Origin of the sequence: Aestuariivirga litoralis (assembly GCF_015714715.1) — a bacterium.
Taxonomy (GTDB): Bacteria; Pseudomonadota; Alphaproteobacteria; order Rhizobiales; family Aestuariivirgaceae; genus Aestuariivirga; species Aestuariivirga litoralis_A.
Window position 1 is genome coordinate 38,907 of sequence record NZ_WAHS01000001.1, and the last position, 15,510, is coordinate 54,416.

The 15,510-nt window shown below is 55.9% G+C and carries 18 protein-coding genes and 1 pseudogene; 13 read left to right on the top strand and 6 right to left on the bottom strand.

All coding sequences use genetic code 11. The features are described from left to right. Nucleotides 1-278: 278 nt before the first annotated feature. Nucleotides 279-467, bottom strand: coding sequence for a hypothetical protein (locus F8B91_RS17050; protein WP_348641793.1), 189 nt, complete (start codon nucleotides 465-467; stop codon nucleotides 279-281). On the opposite strand from F8B91_RS17050, the gene F8B91_RS00180 reads away from it, so the two are divergent. From F8B91_RS00180 to F8B91_RS00195, 4 genes are all read left to right on the top strand, one after another. Then, nucleotides 447-656 carry a hypothetical protein gene (locus tag F8B91_RS00180; protein WP_348641780.1) on the top strand — a complete coding sequence of 70 codons (210 nt, stop codon included), beginning with the start codon at nucleotides 447-449 and terminating at the stop codon, nucleotides 654-656. The two genes, F8B91_RS17050 and F8B91_RS00180, sit on opposite strands and share 21 nt — an antisense overlap. A 182-nt stretch (nucleotides 657-838) precedes the next feature. Continuing rightward, nucleotides 839-1,129, top strand: a complete 291-nt coding sequence (locus F8B91_RS00185; RefSeq protein WP_196501668.1) for a PepSY domain-containing protein — start codon at nucleotides 839-841, stop codon at nucleotides 1,127-1,129. Nucleotides 1,130-1,167: 38 nt separating this feature from the next. Next, a complete protein-coding gene (locus tag F8B91_RS00190) occupies nucleotides 1,168-1,686 on the top strand; it encodes a cytochrome b/b6 domain-containing protein (RefSeq protein ID WP_196501669.1) in 519 nt (172 codons plus the stop codon). A 15-nt stretch (nucleotides 1,687-1,701) separates the two neighbouring features. Continuing rightward, the gene (locus F8B91_RS00195) at nucleotides 1,702-2,196 is read left to right on the top strand and encodes a helix-turn-helix transcriptional regulator (RefSeq protein ID WP_196501670.1); all 495 of its coding nucleotides are present in this window, start codon (nucleotides 1,702-1,704) and stop codon (nucleotides 2,194-2,196) included. A 93-nt stretch (nucleotides 2,197-2,289) separates the two neighbouring features. Here the strand turns inward: F8B91_RS00195 and F8B91_RS16880 are convergent. Further along, nucleotides 2,290-2,583: pseudogene (locus F8B91_RS16880) on the bottom strand (integrase core domain-containing protein); the annotation flags it as partial. A gap of 346 nt (nucleotides 2,584-2,929) precedes the next feature. On the opposite strand from F8B91_RS16880, the gene F8B91_RS00200 reads away from it, so the two are divergent. Genes F8B91_RS00200 through F8B91_RS00210 form a run of 3 tightly spaced genes read left to right on the top strand, consistent with a single transcriptional unit; the run spans nucleotide 2,930 to nucleotide 5,912 of the window. After that, nucleotides 2,930-4,168: an ROK family transcriptional regulator gene (locus F8B91_RS00200; RefSeq protein WP_246714927.1), complete on the top strand. Its 1,239-nt coding sequence runs from the start codon at nucleotides 2,930-2,932 to the stop codon at nucleotides 4,166-4,168. 20 nt (nucleotides 4,169-4,188) lie between these two features. Continuing rightward, on the top strand, nucleotides 4,189-5,082 hold the full coding sequence (locus F8B91_RS00205; RefSeq protein ID WP_196501672.1) for an ROK family protein: 894 nt from the start codon (nucleotides 4,189-4,191) through the stop codon (nucleotides 5,080-5,082). 32 nt (nucleotides 5,083-5,114) lie between these two features. Beyond that, nucleotides 5,115-5,912, top strand: a complete 798-nt coding sequence (locus F8B91_RS00210; RefSeq protein WP_196501673.1) for an inositol monophosphatase family protein — start codon at nucleotides 5,115-5,117, stop codon at nucleotides 5,910-5,912. A gap of 25 nt (nucleotides 5,913-5,937) precedes the next feature. Here F8B91_RS00210 and F8B91_RS00215 read toward each other — a convergent pair whose 3' ends face one another. Continuing rightward, nucleotides 5,938-6,462: a ketopantoate reductase family protein gene (locus tag F8B91_RS00215; RefSeq protein ID WP_348641701.1), complete on the bottom strand. Its 525-nt coding sequence runs from the start codon at nucleotides 6,460-6,462 to the stop codon at nucleotides 5,938-5,940. Here F8B91_RS00215 and F8B91_RS00220 point away from each other — a divergent pair. Continuing rightward, entirely contained in the window at nucleotides 6,392-6,688 is a 297-nt protein-coding gene (locus F8B91_RS00220) for a VOC family protein (RefSeq protein WP_196501675.1), read from the top strand. The two genes, F8B91_RS00215 and F8B91_RS00220, sit on opposite strands and share 71 nt — an antisense overlap. Here the strand turns inward: F8B91_RS00220 and F8B91_RS00225 are convergent, their stop codons facing one another. Then, on the bottom strand, nucleotides 6,689-7,612 hold the full coding sequence (locus F8B91_RS00225; protein WP_281432897.1) for a sugar kinase: 924 nt from the start codon (nucleotides 7,610-7,612) through the stop codon (nucleotides 6,689-6,691). It lies immediately after the preceding gene. Beyond that, the gene (locus F8B91_RS00230; protein ID WP_196501677.1) at nucleotides 7,609-8,520 is read right to left on the bottom strand and encodes a GntR family transcriptional regulator; all 912 of its coding nucleotides are present in this window, start codon (nucleotides 8,518-8,520) and stop codon (nucleotides 7,609-7,611) included. The genes F8B91_RS00225 and F8B91_RS00230 overlap by 4 nt, the downstream gene beginning before the upstream one ends. A gap of 123 nt (nucleotides 8,521-8,643) precedes the next feature. Here F8B91_RS00230 and F8B91_RS00235 point away from each other — a divergent pair, with 123 nt between their 5' ends. From F8B91_RS00235 to F8B91_RS00255, 5 genes are all read left to right on the top strand, one after another. Then, on the top strand, nucleotides 8,644-9,426 hold the full coding sequence (locus tag F8B91_RS00235) for an ATP-binding cassette domain-containing protein (protein ID WP_196501678.1): 783 nt from the start codon (nucleotides 8,644-8,646) through the stop codon (nucleotides 9,424-9,426). Between the two features lies 1 nt (nucleotide 9,427). Then, nucleotides 9,428-10,411, top strand: a complete 984-nt coding sequence (locus F8B91_RS00240) for an ABC transporter substrate-binding protein (RefSeq protein ID WP_196501679.1) — start codon at nucleotides 9,428-9,430, stop codon at nucleotides 10,409-10,411. A gap of 88 nt (nucleotides 10,412-10,499) precedes the next feature. Continuing rightward, a complete protein-coding gene (locus F8B91_RS00245) occupies nucleotides 10,500-11,462 on the top strand; it encodes an ABC transporter permease (RefSeq protein ID WP_196501680.1) in 963 nt (320 codons plus the stop codon). Nucleotides 11,463-11,476: 14 nt separating this feature from the next. After that, nucleotides 11,477-12,490: a zinc-binding alcohol dehydrogenase family protein gene (locus tag F8B91_RS00250; RefSeq protein WP_196501681.1), complete on the top strand. Its 1,014-nt coding sequence runs from the start codon at nucleotides 11,477-11,479 to the stop codon at nucleotides 12,488-12,490. Nucleotide 12,491: 1 nt separating this feature from the next. Then, nucleotides 12,492-13,628 (top strand): mannitol dehydrogenase family protein, encoded by a 1,137-nt coding sequence (locus F8B91_RS00255; RefSeq protein WP_196501682.1) that lies wholly within the window; start codon nucleotides 12,492-12,494, stop codon nucleotides 13,626-13,628. Between the two features lie 49 nt (nucleotides 13,629-13,677). On the opposite strand, the gene F8B91_RS00260 is transcribed toward F8B91_RS00255, so the two are convergent. Next, the gene (locus F8B91_RS00260) at nucleotides 13,678-15,477 is read right to left on the bottom strand and encodes a cation:proton antiporter (RefSeq protein WP_196501683.1); all 1,800 of its coding nucleotides are present in this window, start codon (nucleotides 15,475-15,477) and stop codon (nucleotides 13,678-13,680) included. Between the last annotated feature and the right edge of the window lie 33 nt (nucleotides 15,478-15,510).

A 15,510-nucleotide genomic window follows, 5' to 3' on the forward strand; every position in this document is an offset into this window, starting at 1 on the left:
TGATGGATCAGAGTTCCCATCCTCGGAAGGTCCCCACTTCCTCCCGCACCATACCACTGGTCTCATATACCTCTCAAATCAGCGGACTATTTCCGTCGCTTGCGGGAGAGTTGCGATCACATTTGTGGGATAGCTCCTGCATCGGTTGCGCCCTTCATTATCTCTCAGTTGGTAGGCGCTGCAGTGGGTAATGCGGTGTCAGCGTTCTTATTTAAAGCGCAGAAAGAGGCGTAAGAATTGAGCGTACTAATCCATCACAATCCCGAATGTGGCACTTCTCATAACGCCGTCGCATCATCCGGGCGACAGGAATTGTACCAACCATCATTGAGTATCTGAAAACCGGATGGATTGAGGATCAGCTTCTTGGATTGTTTGCTGCCGCCGATCTCAATCCTCGTTCGGCGCTTCGTGAGGCCAAATCGCCCGCGAAAGAGCTTGGGCTTCTGGATCAAGGTGTATTTCACGAAAGAATTATTGTGGAGATGCTATTGCATCCCGTGCTCGTCAATCGTCCTAACGTCTGTACGCAGAAAGGCGTGAGACTGTGTAGACCGAGCGAAGCTGTCCTCGAACTCCTCGACCGCTCACCCTTCCGGCCGCTTTGCAACGAGGATGGGACCTCACTTATCGACGCGGATGGTCGATGGCTCTAAGTGCTCTGCACGCCTAAGCTACACCATCGTAATCCCCCGCTCTAAACTTTAGTCCTAAGTGGACGAGAGTGCATTCAGTTGAGTCTCCTAAACCTAAGTTCAATTGTGTTTACGGTACGCTTCCGCAATTTGATCCTCATTCGCCATCTTCGGCGACACTCCCAACCGAAAGAGGATCGACCATGAACTACAAACTCATCACCATCGCCGCCATCTCTGCACTTGCTTTCACTGCCTCTGCCAGCGCTTTCGCTGCGACCGCAACCTGCAGCAAAATGACGGCTGATAAGTTCAAGCCTCAGGCTGACTTGATCGCTATGTTGAAAAGCCAAGGCGTCACCGTCTCCAAAGTGAAGACCGAGGGTGGTTGCTATGAGGTTTATGCCAAAGATGCGTCGGGTAAGAAACTGAACACGGCATTCAATGCCGAAACTCTTGAGCCGGTCGCCAGTCCTGAAGCTGGCGAAAACTAAGGTCCATGCGGCAACGGGTTCCGCAAGTGAGCATTTACATGAAAAAAGTTCGCGTTTGGGATCCGTTCGTCCGGTTGTTCCATTGGTCCGTGGTGATCTCGCTTACCGCGAACGCCTTCTTCACCAAGGGAAACAGCGAATTTCACCATTGGATTGGATATTTCGTGGCCACGCTGATAGTGGCGCGTGTGATATGGGGTTTCGTAGGCGTGGGGTATGCGCGGTTCACGTCATTTCCTCCAAGTATCGCGGGATCAATTGAGCAGCTTTCCGATATTTCGGTAGGACGCAGGAAGCCGCACACGGGACATACTCCCCTTGGAGCGTTGATGATCTATAACCTCCTGATCACCTTGCTCATCATTTGTGTTTCTGGTTACCTGATGACAACTGACGCATTCTGGGGCGACGATCTGATGGAGGAAACCCACCGCATGGCCGTTACATGGGCGGAATTTTCTGCGATCATTCACATCGTCGCGGTTATCTTTGAAAGCTTTCGCACCAGAGTGAACCTTCCTCGTTCCATGGTTACGGGCTACAAGAATCTCCCGTGAGGAACCGAGACTAGAATGAAGATCAGACTTCCACTATTGGTAATGGGACTCATTGCTGGGCAGGTAATCTGTACCGCAGTGTTCTTGAACAGCGTTTTTTCAGATGCATGGGAAGACGTAGGCTTCGATTGGCACCAAGTGTCGGCAGGGCTGGCTGTTATTGCCCTTGTCGCAGCGATTGGTTTTGAAACCTCCTACTTGATTGGGTTGCTGCGAAGAAAAGCCAACCTTGAACGTAGCGTCGGCATGGCATCTATCGCTTTGCAGGAAGTTATTGAGAGTCATTTTATTGAATGGCAACTGACCGCGAGTGAACACGATGTAGCGACGCTGATGGTAAAGGGACTTAGCATCGCAGAAATTGCACAATTGCGCGGGTCTGCGGAAGGCACAGTGAAGGCGCATCTCAACAATATCTACCGCAAGTCGAATACTCGGAACCGCGCCGAAGTCTTATCCACTATCATGGACGCCATGCTCGACAAGCCATTACTGCCGAAGTCGCTCTAGTTCTTTCATGGCAACTTGTCCGTCGTCAGATAAATATGGACTTATGGCGGCCTGATTTGACGGAGGCTCTGGCGCATCTAGGTTGATAACTTCGGCGGCATTCTTGCTGTGAAGCAAGCGCCTGGTGTTGAATGCCTGTCGTTTGATCCTTTCTCGCTCTAACAAGATGGTCTGGCTGCGGCTGAAGTAATCATCAGCCGACGTTAGATTGGCGATGCTTTCATGGTATCGTATGTGGTTGTAGTGGTCGATGAAGGCGGCGATCTTCTGCTCAAGGTTACCGGGCAGGTAATAGTTTTCCAGCCGGATGCGGTACTTGAGGATCTAGTGCCAGCGCTCGATCTTGCTCTGCGTCTTGGGATGCATGGGAGCGCCACGGTTATGGCCCTTGCCTGATAGCCTCTCTGCGATGAACCAATATCCTCGGTTGTTCAACTCACCCCAACTGTCCCCTAAGATCTGAACTGGGGCATTTTGGGGTGGGTGACCCCAAGCAGGGCACTAACGGGAAAAGTCAAACTCCCTGCCTAACTTGTTAGTACATAATACGTTATGAATTATTAATTCACCGATAGTCGGCGAGAAACAAGAAAATATTGCAATAAAACAAAGGTTTTTGTTTTTACTCTTGTCGACATAGCGCATTTATTCATACCAAATGAGTTATTTATTGACGGTTTGAGGCCTCCCAGATTATACGAGCTGAATGGAAACGCATGACCAACGAGCGAATTTGGAGTTTGCCAAGTCGACCGCTCGCGAGGCGGGTACGAGTCCAAAAGTAACGTCTTCCGACACTGCACGCGGCACAACGCAGACTGGTGTCAAGCTCTACAATGAACGTCTGGTCCTCTCCCTGGTGCGCACGCATGGTTCACTTTCCAAGGGCGAGATTTCGCGGCTCACCGGACTTTCCGCGCAGGCTGCTTCGGTGATCATGAACCAGCTTGAGGCGGATGGTCTGTTGTCGAAAGGCGTGCCGCAGCGGGGCAAGGTGGGGCAACCTTCCACGCCAATGTCGCTCAATCCCGAAGGTGCATTCTCTCTTGGCTTCAAGGTGGGCAGAAGGTCGGCTGAACTGGTGCTGATGGATATGGCTGGCACCGCACGCCAGCTCATCCGGATCAAATATGCCTATCCGACGCCAGAGGGCTTGAAGACTTTCTTCCGGGATAGAGCCAACACCATTTTCGACAATATGACCCGTCTGCAATATCAGCGCATCACAGGGATCGGTATTGCCGTGCCTTCCGAAATGTGGAGCTGGGAAGAGGAAGTGGGCGCGCCGCACGATGTGTTGGAAGCCTGGCGGCACTTCGACTTGAAGTCGGAAATCGAGAAGATGTTCTCCTGGCCGGTGCAATCCTGCAATGACGCAACAGCCGCCTGCGCCGCGGAACTGGCATTCGGTGAGGGCAGGAAATATCCAGACTTTCTTTATATCTTTTTTGCGACCTTGATTGGCGGCGGCGTTGTTCTGGATGGCAGCCTTTATGCCGGCCGCCAGGGCTATGCAGGGTCAATCGGTTCAACGCCCATTCCTTCCAGCGTGCCGGGCATGCCCGCAAAGCGGTTGATCCAATGCGCCTCGATTTTTCTTTTGGAACGGATGATCAGCGAAGCTGGCGGTGATCCGAGTGTGATCTGGAACAACAACACGGATTGGCGCAATCTGGGGCCTGTTCTGGATCAATGGATCGACAAAACGACCGATAGTTTGGCGCTTGCGATCGTTGCGGCCATCTCGGTGATCGACTTCCACAATGTGGTGATCGATGGCGGCTTTCCGGCGCATGTGCGAACCGAGGTTGTGCGGCTCACCAAAGAGAAGGTGGCAGCGCTCGACACGCAAGGCGTGGCCCCTGTGGACATTGTTGAAGGAAAAATCGGCAGCGATGCGCGCGTGCTGGGTGCTGCGAGCTTGCCGTTGCTCGCGGAATATGCGCGCGATCGCAACGTTCTGTTCAGCTGAAGTTTGAGAGGTGATCTGAGATGTTGATCGGAATCGATTGGGGCGGAACGAAAATTGAAAGCGTTGCCTTGGACGCAACGGGCAAAGAACTCTTGCGCCTGCGGCAGGATACGCCACGCCATGACTATGATGGCTGTATCCGCATCATCAAGGAGATGATCGACAAGCTGGAAGCTGAAACCGACCAGACAGGTTCCATCGGCATCGGCATTCCTGGTTCGCTTGAGCCCGTGAGCAGGCTTGGCAAAGGTGCAAGCTCAACCTGGCTCCTGGGCCGCCCCGTTGAGGCAGACCTGGTAAAAGTCATTCAACGCGAGATCCGCGTTGAGAATGATGCAGACTGTTTTGCGGCTTCTGAAGCTGTTGACGGTGCAGGTGCGGGACATAACGTTGTCTTCGCGGTCATCTTGGGTTCCGGCGCTGGTGCCGGGATTGCGGTGGGCGGAAAGGCCCATCATGGGCCCAACAATTCAGGTGGCGAATGGGGGCACAATCCGTTGCCGTTCCCCAATGTCACCGAGATCCCCGGCAAGGCCTGTTATTGCGGGCGGCACGGTTGCATGGAAACATGGGTGGCAGGGCGTGCCTTCGAGGCAGAATATATGAACCACACAGGCAAGGAATTGAAGGCGCGTGACATCATCGAAAAGAAACGCGCTGGCGATCACCTCTCGAATTTGCTGTGGGACCGGTATGTGGACCGGGTGGCGCGTGGCCTTGCCACTGTGGTGAACACGCTCGATCCGGATATTCTGGTGATGGGTGGGGGCATGTCGAATGTTGACGAACTCTATGACGATCTGCCGCCCGCCTTGGCCAAGCGCACTTTCTCGACCGTGTTTCACACGCCTATCGTGAGGGCCAAGCATGGTGACTCCAGCGGCGTGCGCGGCGCTGCCTGGTTGTGGAAATAAAGCGTCCAAGAAACATAAGTGAGATTGTTGAGATGACCAATCAGTCTGAATTTTCAGAACGCTTTGAATTTGCCAAGATGCTCATTCGTGAAGCAGGCGAAATTGCCCATACCTATTTCAAGAACCGGGATTCATTGACGGTCAAGAGCAAGGGCCTGCAGGACATGGCCAGCGAAGCGGACCTCAACACCGAGATTCACATCAAGAAGCAGATCGCCGATGCCTTTCCCGCCGATGCCTTTCTGGGCGAAGAAACGGGCATCACGAATTTCTCGGAAGATCAGGGCATCTGGGTTGTTGATCCGATTGATGGCACGCAACCTTTCATCTCCGGCATGTCAAGCTGGTGTGTGTCGATTGCCTTTGTGAAAGGCAATGATCTTAAATTTGGCATGGTGTTTGCGCCGGTACGGAACGAGCTGTTTGCGGGTGGCCCCGACTTTCCATCCACCTTGAATGGCGCGCCGATGCAAAAGCACCCCGCCAAGACATTGCAACAGGGCATCGTTGGCGTGGGTTATTCGCCGCGCGTGGTGCCCGCTGAGTTCCTGCCGATGTTCGGGCGGCTGCTCGATGCCGGCGGCATGTTTTATCGTGAAGGATCGGGCGCGCTCACTTTGAGCTATGTGGCCGCCGGGCGGCTGATCGGATATATCGAACCGCATATCAATTCCTGGGATTGTTTGGGTGCGATCGCGGTGATCCGCGGCGCTGGCCTGCGCACCAGTGATTTCCTTGCCAATGAAGGGTTGAACAAGGGCAACCGGGTCATCGCCGGAAACGACGATACATATCCCGCACTTGTTTCGATCTATGAAGGCAACAGCTGAAAATGCGGAATGCCGAGGGCCGCAGTTAGGCCGGCTGACTGTCGCCCGTGATGCTGTGATACATTTTGATCAGCTCGGCCGCGTTGTTGACATGGGCTTGGCGCTGACCGCTTTCGATCTCGAAACCCATCTTGACGACGAGTTCATTCATCGGGGCCTCGCGGCCATGGCGCTTGAGCATATCGACCACCCAGCCATTCACTTCCTGGACCTCGGCGCGGCGGCCCTTTTTCCAGTCCTGAAGTGAAGTGACCAGCGTATCTGGCCTTGAAAATGTTTTCAGCACTTCGTCGAAAATCTGATCGACGTAACGCTCGGGATTGTTGGTAGTGATGGGCGGCAAGCCGATGATCGGGATGATCTCCGCGCCGTCGGCCAAGGCGGCCTGCATCGCTTCGTAACCGGCGAGGCGCATCACTTCCAGCATGCCGGGATAACGCGCCGCATCATTGAGGGGCAGATGCGGCCGCGGCGTCAATGTGGAGCTGTTCGAATATTCGGGCGAAGACAGCAAGGCGCGGCCCAGGCGGAATTCCGAGGTGGGCGGCACGCATCTGTGCTTCGAGGTTGATGACGTGGTGGCCTCGGCCGCGCGCCTGAAGGCGCAAGGCATCGAAATGCTGGACGGGCCAAATCTCGTTTCTGATGGGCCGTTGGCCGGTTTCCACTGGGTTTATTTCTATGCACCCTGGGGGCAGTCATTGGAAATCGCCAGCTTTGACAAGCTTGGCTATGAAAACAACACCAGCGAAAGACTATGGCGCGCCAAGCCCTGATCAGCGCATATCCGCAAACAGTGGCGTGGGCGCCAGCGCACCGCGATGGGAGATGACTTTGCCTGCCACCTGATGCGCGTATCTGCAGGCTTCTGCCGGTGGCAGGTTACGCGTACGCGCCACCAGATAGCCTGCATTGAAACTGTCACCCGCACCTGTTGTGTCGACAAGCCGCTCGACTAATGCCGGCGTAACTTCAAAGGCTTTTCCATTCACCAGACCTAACACGGCATCAGCGCCGTTCTTTACCATCACCTCTGCCACGCCATAGCTCGCGATTCTCGCGGCGCAGTCTGTGATGCTGGCGTCATCGAACAGGGCCTGTTCATCGCTGAATGTCGGCAAGGCGATGGTGGCAGCTTGATAGCCCAGCATTGTCGCCGCTTGCATTTCCGTTTTGGATGCCCACAGTTTTGGCCGGGTATTGGAATCGAAGGCAATGGTGACGCCGTCTGACCTCAATTTCTTGAGTTGAGTGAACAGGATGCCGCGGTCGGCCTCAGATAGAATGGCAAGCGTAATCCCTGAGAAATAAACTATGTCAGCGCCGCTGAGGGCTTTGGCCAAATGTTCGGGATCGTGTGCCAGCAATCTTGCAGCAGAATTATTCCGCCAATAAGTAAAGCTGCGCTCGGCCCCATCCAGCGTGATGAGATAAAGGCCAATATTCCGATCTGGCACAGCTCTCACAAAACCAGTGCCTATTCCGTTGCCGCCCAGAAATGTCTGCAAATCCCGGGAGAGCCGATCGCTGCCCAGCGCTGTCACATATTCCACTTCGAAGGTCTCTGAAGATGTAAGGGCGCGCACATACCAGCAGGTGTTGAGCGTGTCGCCGCCAAAGGCCAGGCTGTAAAGCCCTTCCTTGGCCTGTTGCAACTCGGCCATGCATTCACCCACACTGCGGAACTTGATCTTGCTCATGGTTTGCCCGCATCGCTAGCGGTGTGGCGGATGGAGGCGAGCAGGGTTTTCCGCGCCGAGTTGAGATGTGACTTGCAGGCCAGCTCTATGCGTTTGGGGTCACGACTCAAAAGCGCCTCGATATATTCCAGATGTTCCAGGATGGCGGCGCGGTTGCGCTGTTTTTCATCCACCTTGTTCCACTGGTAGTGATAGTGGAAGATCAGCGAAATGATGTCGTAGAAATCCACGATGAAACGGTTGTTGGACGCGTTGTTGATCAGCCGGTGGAAGCGCTCATCCAGCCCGGAAAAATCGTGATAACGACTGGAAATATTCCGCAGTAGAACGCGGTGTTCGCTTTCAAGCTTGCGCAGGGTTTTCCAGACGGGTGAATTTTCTGACTGGGTGGCGAAAGCCATTGCCGAGCGGGTTTCAAATAACTCGCGCACTTCGAAAAGTTCCAGCGCGAACTCCTTGGTAAAACCGCGGATGATCCAGCTGGAATTGGGCCGCCGTTCGATCAGGCCAAAGCGACTGAACCGGTTCAGATATTCGCGGATGGCATTGGTGGAAACGCCGAACTGCCGCGCCAATTCAAGCCCATTCACCACATCGCCGCCCTTGCGATCTCCGCGCAAGATCCAATCCATGAATTTGCTTTCGACCTGAGCCGAGGTGGCAACCGTCTCGATATCGGGAAAATAGTCGGATTTTTTCGGCTTGCGCACCACGAAGCGGTCGCCGGAGACGCCGGCCACGATCTTGCGCTTCTGCATTTCATCCAGAACCTTGCGCACGGTGGTGCGGCTGGCCTTCAGGCTTTGCTTCAGGATGTTTTCGGATGCGACCGCACTTTTCAGCTCGGCAGAGCTGAGTGAATCCAGTGCGCGGTTGAATGTCTGTTTGAAAACCGTCTCACTGCGCATGGCCGAAACCTCCCAAAATACATCCCATGTTTTTCATCACATATTTTTGTTCTTAAAAAACATTTTGACAATGTGAGCTTGTATCCGTCTTTTATGCACAAGAGACAACCAAAAAAGAAGACTATGGGAAACGTTCTGGAAGTCACCGGCATACGCAAGAGCTTTGGGCCCGTTGAGGTGCTGCGCGGCGTTGACCTGACGGTGCGCGCCGGCGAAGTGCTGGCGCTGGTCGGCGACAATGGCGCGGGCAAGTCGACCTTGATCAAACACATTGCCGGTGTGTACCACGCAGACTCTGGCGAAATCCGCCTGGAGGGAAAGGCTCAGGACCTGCCTTCCCCCGCCGCTGCGCGCGAGCTTGGCATTGAAACGGTCTATCAGGATCTGGCTCTGGCTGACGATCTTTCGGTTGGGGCAAATATTTTTCTGGGCCGTGAGCCCACGCGCCGGTGGCTTGGTGTTTTGCCCTATGTCGATAACCGCCGCATTCGTGATGAGACGGCAGCGCTTCTCACGCGGCTGAACAGCCATATTCCCGGCAAGGCAAAGTCGGTCGCACGGCTTTCCGGCGGGCAGCGGCAGGCGGTGGCCATTGCGCGCGCCATCTACTGGAAAGCCAAGGTCGTCATCATGGATGAACCGACGGCAGCACTTGCCGTGATGGAGCGGCAGAATGTCATCCGTTATGCGCGCGAGCTCGCCGCGTCAGGCGCTGGCGTCATTTATATCGGCCACAACCTCGTTGAAATCCTGGAAGTGGCAGACCGGATCGCGGTGATGTTCCGCGGAGAAATCGTTCACACAACAACAGCAGGAGAGACGTCGCAGGAAACCCTGATCAAATACATGACTGGATACAACGACACACAAATGGCTGCAAAGCAGCCGCACAAAAGGGAGAGTTAAAATGTTCAAGAAATTCATTCTCGCAGCTTCGGTTGCAACGTTGCCATTGCTGATCGGCAACGCCGTTCACGCGCAAGACACGGTGGCGGTGATCGTCAAAGCCACCACGTCGGAATATTGGCAGTGGGTATTCAAGGGCGCTGAAGCGGCCGGCAAGGACCTCAACGTCAAGATCGAACAGCTGGGTTCGCCGAAGGATGACGCTGTTGCACAGATCTCCATCCTGGAAAGCGCTGCCGGCAAGAAGCCTTCGGCCATCGTAATTGCACCGACGATTTTTGAAGCTCTCGGCGACCCCATTGCCGCCGTCAGCAAGGCCGGCACCCCTGTCATCGTGATCGACTCCGGCGCCAAGACTGACGCTTATGCCTCCTTCCTCACCACTAACAATGAAGCCGGTGGCAAGGCTGCTGCTGACGCCATGGCTCAGTGCATCAAGGAACGCACGGGCAAGGCCGCTGGCAAGGTTGCCTTCCTCACCGCCATGGCTGGGCACGAGTCTCTCGACTCGCGCGACAAGGGTTTCAAGGACGGCATCGCGGCCTATCCGGATATCAAGATTGTAGGCAACCGCGTTGCCAACAATGAAGAAGCCGAAGGCATGAGCCTGACCGCCGACATGCTGACCAAGGACGCTGACCTGGCCGGCGTGTTCGCCGACAATGCACAGATGGGCACGGGTGCCGGCACCTCGATCAGCGAAAAGAAGCTGGGCGACAAGTTCTGCCTCGTGGCTTTCGACGCTGACAAGGGCGAAGTCGAACATCTCAATGATGGCTCGATCTATGCCCTCATCATCCAGGATCCTTACATGATGGGTTATGCTGGTGTGTGGAATGGCTATGCCGCCGCACATGGCGTGCGCCTGCCGAAGTTCGTGGATACTGGCGTGGGTGCCGTGACCAAGGCCAATATGGGCGATGCTGCCTATGCCGGCCTGCTGGACGTGACCAAGCGTAAACTTTCGCCTTTCACGGGCAACTAATCGCAGTTCGCATATCCGTCAAAGGTGATCCAGCCGGGACGTTCTCCCGTCCCGGCTGAGACTTCGTGGCGGCACGGTCGGAGCCAGAATGAAAAACTTTTTCTCGAACAAGCTGTTTCACCGGCTCCCGGTTGAAACCTATGTCGTCACCTTCACGGTGCTGCTGTGGATCATCCTCTCGCTGATCGCGCCGAATTTCCTGACCGGCGACAATATCAGCAACATGATGCGCCAAGTTTCGATCTCCGGCATCATTGCTATCGGTGTGTTATGCACCATCATCATTGCGGGCATCGATCTTTCGGTAGGCTCGGTCGCTGCCTTCTGCGGCGTGCTGGTTGCGCAGCTTCTTTCCCATAATTTTGGCATTCCGCTTTCAGTGGTGATCACGCTGATCGCAGGCATGCTGATCGGCGCGTTGAATGCTGTATCTGTCGGCAAGCTCGGCATCCCGGCCTTCATCGTCACGCTCGCTGGCCTGCAGGTTTACCGCGGCCTTGCTTTGCTCACATCGGGCGGCATGACGGTGGGTGGCCTGCCGCCCAACATCAAAGAATTTGCGCGCGGCACGGTGTTCTACATTCCCAACCTTTTTCTCACGCTGGTGGTCGTGGCCATCGTGGTTCACTATCTGCTGAGCTTCACCAAGACGGGCCGTTATCTCTACGCTCTCGGTTCCAACAGCGAGGCCACGCGCCGGCTGGGCATTCCCGTCTTCAAGATTACCATGCTGGCCTATGTGATCAGTTCGGGCCTGGCCACGCTGGCGGGTGTGCTGCTCGTCTCGCGATTGAGCGTTGCTTCGCCCTCGATGGCCAATGCTTACGAATTGCAGGCGATTGCCGCCGCTGTGGTAGGTGGTGCCAGTCTCTTTGGCGGGCGCGGCACGGTGCTTGGCGCTGTCGCTGGTGCCATCCTGTTTACCACGATGAGCAATGGCGCGGTGCTGCTGGATATTGATCCGTTCTGGGAAATGGTTTTGGAAGGCCTGCTGATAGCGCTAGTTGTCTATCTCGACAATCTGCAAAAGAAGCGCATGAGTGGCCTCTGACAATGCCAACATCTATGAGAGCACTCGTTTGCCGGCAACCGCATGATCTGGGCGTGGAGACGCGCGCCTTGCCCGTGCGCAAGCCTGGCGAAGCCATCGTCAAGCTGCAGCGCATCGGCATCTGTGGCACTGACTATCACATCTATGAGGGCCTGCATCCCTTCCTGCAATATCCGCGGGTGATGGGCCATGAACTTGCGGCGACGGTGATTGAAGCCGATGCCGGATCTAAATTTAGCGCTGGGCAGCTGGTGGCGATCAACCCTTACATTGCTTGTGGTGAATGCCATGCCTGCAAGCAGGGCAAGCCCAATTGCTGCATGAAGATCGCCGTTCTGGGCGTGCACCGTGATGGCGGCATGGCGGAATATCTGGCGTTGCCGGAAGGTAATCTGCTGCTGGCGGATGGCATGTCGGCCGATGCTGCGGCCTGCGTTGAGTTTTTGGCCATCGGTGCACACGCGGTGCGGCGCAGTGAATTGCGCAGCAGACAGAACGCGTTGATCGTCGGGGCAGGGCCCATTGGGCTGGGTACCGGATTGTTCGGTGCAGTGGCGGGCGGCAACGTGACCATCATGGACCGCGATCCGGCCCGGCTGGCCTTGGCGAGCTGGGTGACGGGTATCACCAGCACGATACTTTCAACGGGATCCGTGGAGCAGGATGTCCTGAACGCCACGCAAGGCAATGGCTTTGATGTGGTCTTCGATGCGACCGGCAACGCTGCTTCGATGGAAAAATCATTCGGCTTTGTCGCCCATGGCGGCAGCTATGTGATGGTGGGCCTGGTGAAGGACCGCATCTCGTTCTTCGATCCCGATTTCCACAAGCGCGAGATGCGGCTTCTGGCTAGCCGAAATGCTACTGCGGAAGATTTTGCATTGGTCATGTCTTCCATCCAATCGGGAAAAATTCCGGTTGATGCATTGGTTACCCATCGCACGTCGTTTGACAGTGCGGCTGCGAACCTGGCCTCTTGGGCACGTGACAAGAATGGCCTGATCAAGGCCATGATCGAAATGGACTGAGATGCCACAGCGCATCATGCAGTTTGGAACCAGCCGCTTCCTGCAGGCGCACGCTGATCTTTTTGTGCATCAGGCCCGGCAAGACGGGCAGGACATCGGCCCCATCACCATCGTCAAAACCACAGGTGCGGGCCAGCGCGACGGCCGGGTCGCTGCTTTCCATGCGATGCGCGAATTTCCGGTGCGCCTGCGCGGCTATGAGGATGGAACGCTTATTGACGAGGTCATCACTGTCAAGGGCATCGCTGCGGCCTATGACGCGCATGCAAACTGGCAGCAGGTGAAGGATGTCTTCGCACACCAAACTGAAATCGTGTTTTCAAATGTCGGTGACAGCGGTTTTGCGGTTTCGGTTGAAGATAGCCGGGCGCAGCCGACTGAAGGCAGCGTGCCCAAAAGCTTTGCTGCGAAACTCCTGCTTCTGTTGAAATACCGCTTTGAACAGGGCGCGCGGCCTTTGCTGATCCTGCCTTGCGAACTCATCAACGACAACGGCTTGGTGCTCCGGCACTGTTTGCAGGCTCTGGCCGCAGCCTGGGCCTTGCCTGCCTCATTCAACGATTGGCTGGCAAGCGAAGTCACTATCTGCAACACGCTGGTGGACAGGATTGTCTCGGAAGCGATTGAGCCCATCGGTGCCATCGCCGAACCTTACGGTCTATGGGCCATTCAATGGGGCGAAGCTGGCGAATTTCCTTTTCAAGATTTCCATGTGGTTTTGACCGGTGACCTTGAGCCCTTCGCGCGTTTAAAACTTCACATCTTGAATCTCGGGCACACTTACTTGACGGAAATCTGGAAGTCGCAGCTGCGCGCGGAAGATGAAACGGTCCGGGACATTCTGCAGGACGCGAGGGTCAAATCCCGCCTGATCAATCTCTATGAGCGCGAAATCATTCCAGGCTTTGGCCTGCGCAATATGGCGGAGCCTGCTGCACGTTATATGGAAACCACTATGCAGCGTTTTGAAAATCCGTTCCTTAAGCACCGGATCAGCGACATCTACCAGAACCACAAAGTAAAAATGGAGCGCCGCTTTGCGGCCTTCATTGATTGGACGAACAGCCCGGATCCCGCACAAGCCTTTCCGGAACTCTGCGAAATGTGCGACAATTACCTAATCAAGTTTGGCCGTTAAGCCCGTCAAACCGATAAAACCATGCCTTTCGAAAACTATCGCCCTTTTGTTAAATCCGTTTGGGCGCGCTTTTCTTCCGTACCGAATGAATTTCCCCCCGGCCAGCCTTCTTGGCGGCTTCTTGCAATGTATGGCGGAACTGATCGCGCTTTTCGTGGATAGAGGCGATGACGGGCCCTGTCTGGATGCCAAGGCCTATGAGTGCAGCTTCGGAAAGTTGCAAACTCGCCTCCACCGTTTCGGGTACTGCGTCAGTCACGCCCAGCGCATAAAGATGGCTGGCGTGTTTTTCGTCGGCAGCGCGTGAGATGATGGAAATATCGGGCCGGATTTCGCGCACATGTTCCACGATGGAGTCAATCGCGGCGCGCGTGCCGGTGGTGATGATCACGGCGGTGGCCAGCGGCAGGCCCGCTGTTTCGAGGAACCGGTTATCAGACGCATCGCCATAATAAACCGGGTGGCCGCGCTTGCGGTCGCGCGCCACGCCGGCTGCATCATTGTCGATCGCGATGAATTTGATCTTGTGTTCCTCAAGCAGCGCGCAAACCACTTTGCCCACGCGGCCGAAGCCCACGACGATGGCGCGGCGTTCAGTCGAGGGTGACTGGATTGTCAAGGCCGGATCAACCGCTGCATGAGGAGCGGGCGCCGGTGCGAACCGCCTTGCCAGGCTGGAGAGTAGGGGCGTGGCCGCCATGGTGACGGCAGTCGCGGCCAGAATAAAGCTGGCCGCAGGTTCCGGCACCAGATGCAGCGCCGCCGCCATGCCGATGCCCACGAATGCAAATTCGCCGCCTGGGCCAAGCAGTAATCCGGTTTCAATGGCGGCAGGCCAGGACAGTTTGAACAGCCGGCCAAGTACAGTGAGGATCACCGCCTTCAGCACGATCAAACCGACAATGGCAACGGGGAGCCAGAACGGCTCACGCAAAAATTCACGGAAGTCGATCTTCATGCCCACGGTGAAGAAGAATAGCCCGAGCAACAGACCCTTGAGCGGATCAATTGCCGACTCGATGGCCTTGCCATAGGCCGTCTCCGCCAGCATCAGGGCCACGATAAAAGCGCCCAGTGCCATGGAAAGCCCGGCGGCATGGGCAATGAGCCCGGCACCGATGATCACGAACAAAGCCGCGGCAACAAACAATTCGGTGGAACGTGCCGTGGTGACCAGCTGAAACAGAGGCCGCAACAGGAAGCGCCCGATCATCACCACAACGCCGATGGCGATGGCCGCCTTCGCCAAGGCGTAACCCAGATCGGCCCAGACCGAGCCTTCGTTTCCAGTTGAGAAAATCGAAATGAAAACCAGGATGGGCACCACCGCCAAATCCTGCATCAGCAGAATCGAAAAGCTGGCCCTGCCGGTGGAGGTGGCAAGCCGCCCTTGATGACCGAGCAGATCAAGCACGATGGCCGTGGATGAAAGTGCCAAACACATGCCGATCACCGCAGCAGGGATCAGAGGTTGGCCGGCCACAATGACAATGCCGGTCAACACCGCCGCAGAAATTGCGAATTGCAGTCCGCCCAGTCCGAAGACGAGACGGCGCATGGTGATCAACCGCTGGAAAGAAAGCTCAAGGCCGATTAGGAACAGCAGGAACACCACGCCCAGTTCTGCCAGGCCGGACACGCTGTCAGCATCGACAATGGTGGCCCAATAGAGGAACGGAAATTCCTTGATCAGCGAGCCAAGGCCCAGCGGCCCCAGCAATGCGCCAGCACCCAGATAGCCGAGAATGGGATTGATGCCCCAGCGGCGTACCAAAGGCACGATGATGCCCGCCGTGCCGAGCACAACGAGCGCATCACTATAAAGCTGAACAGAATTCGATTCGGACACGGTGTTACCTTACCGGGGCGATCTGGGCTGGGA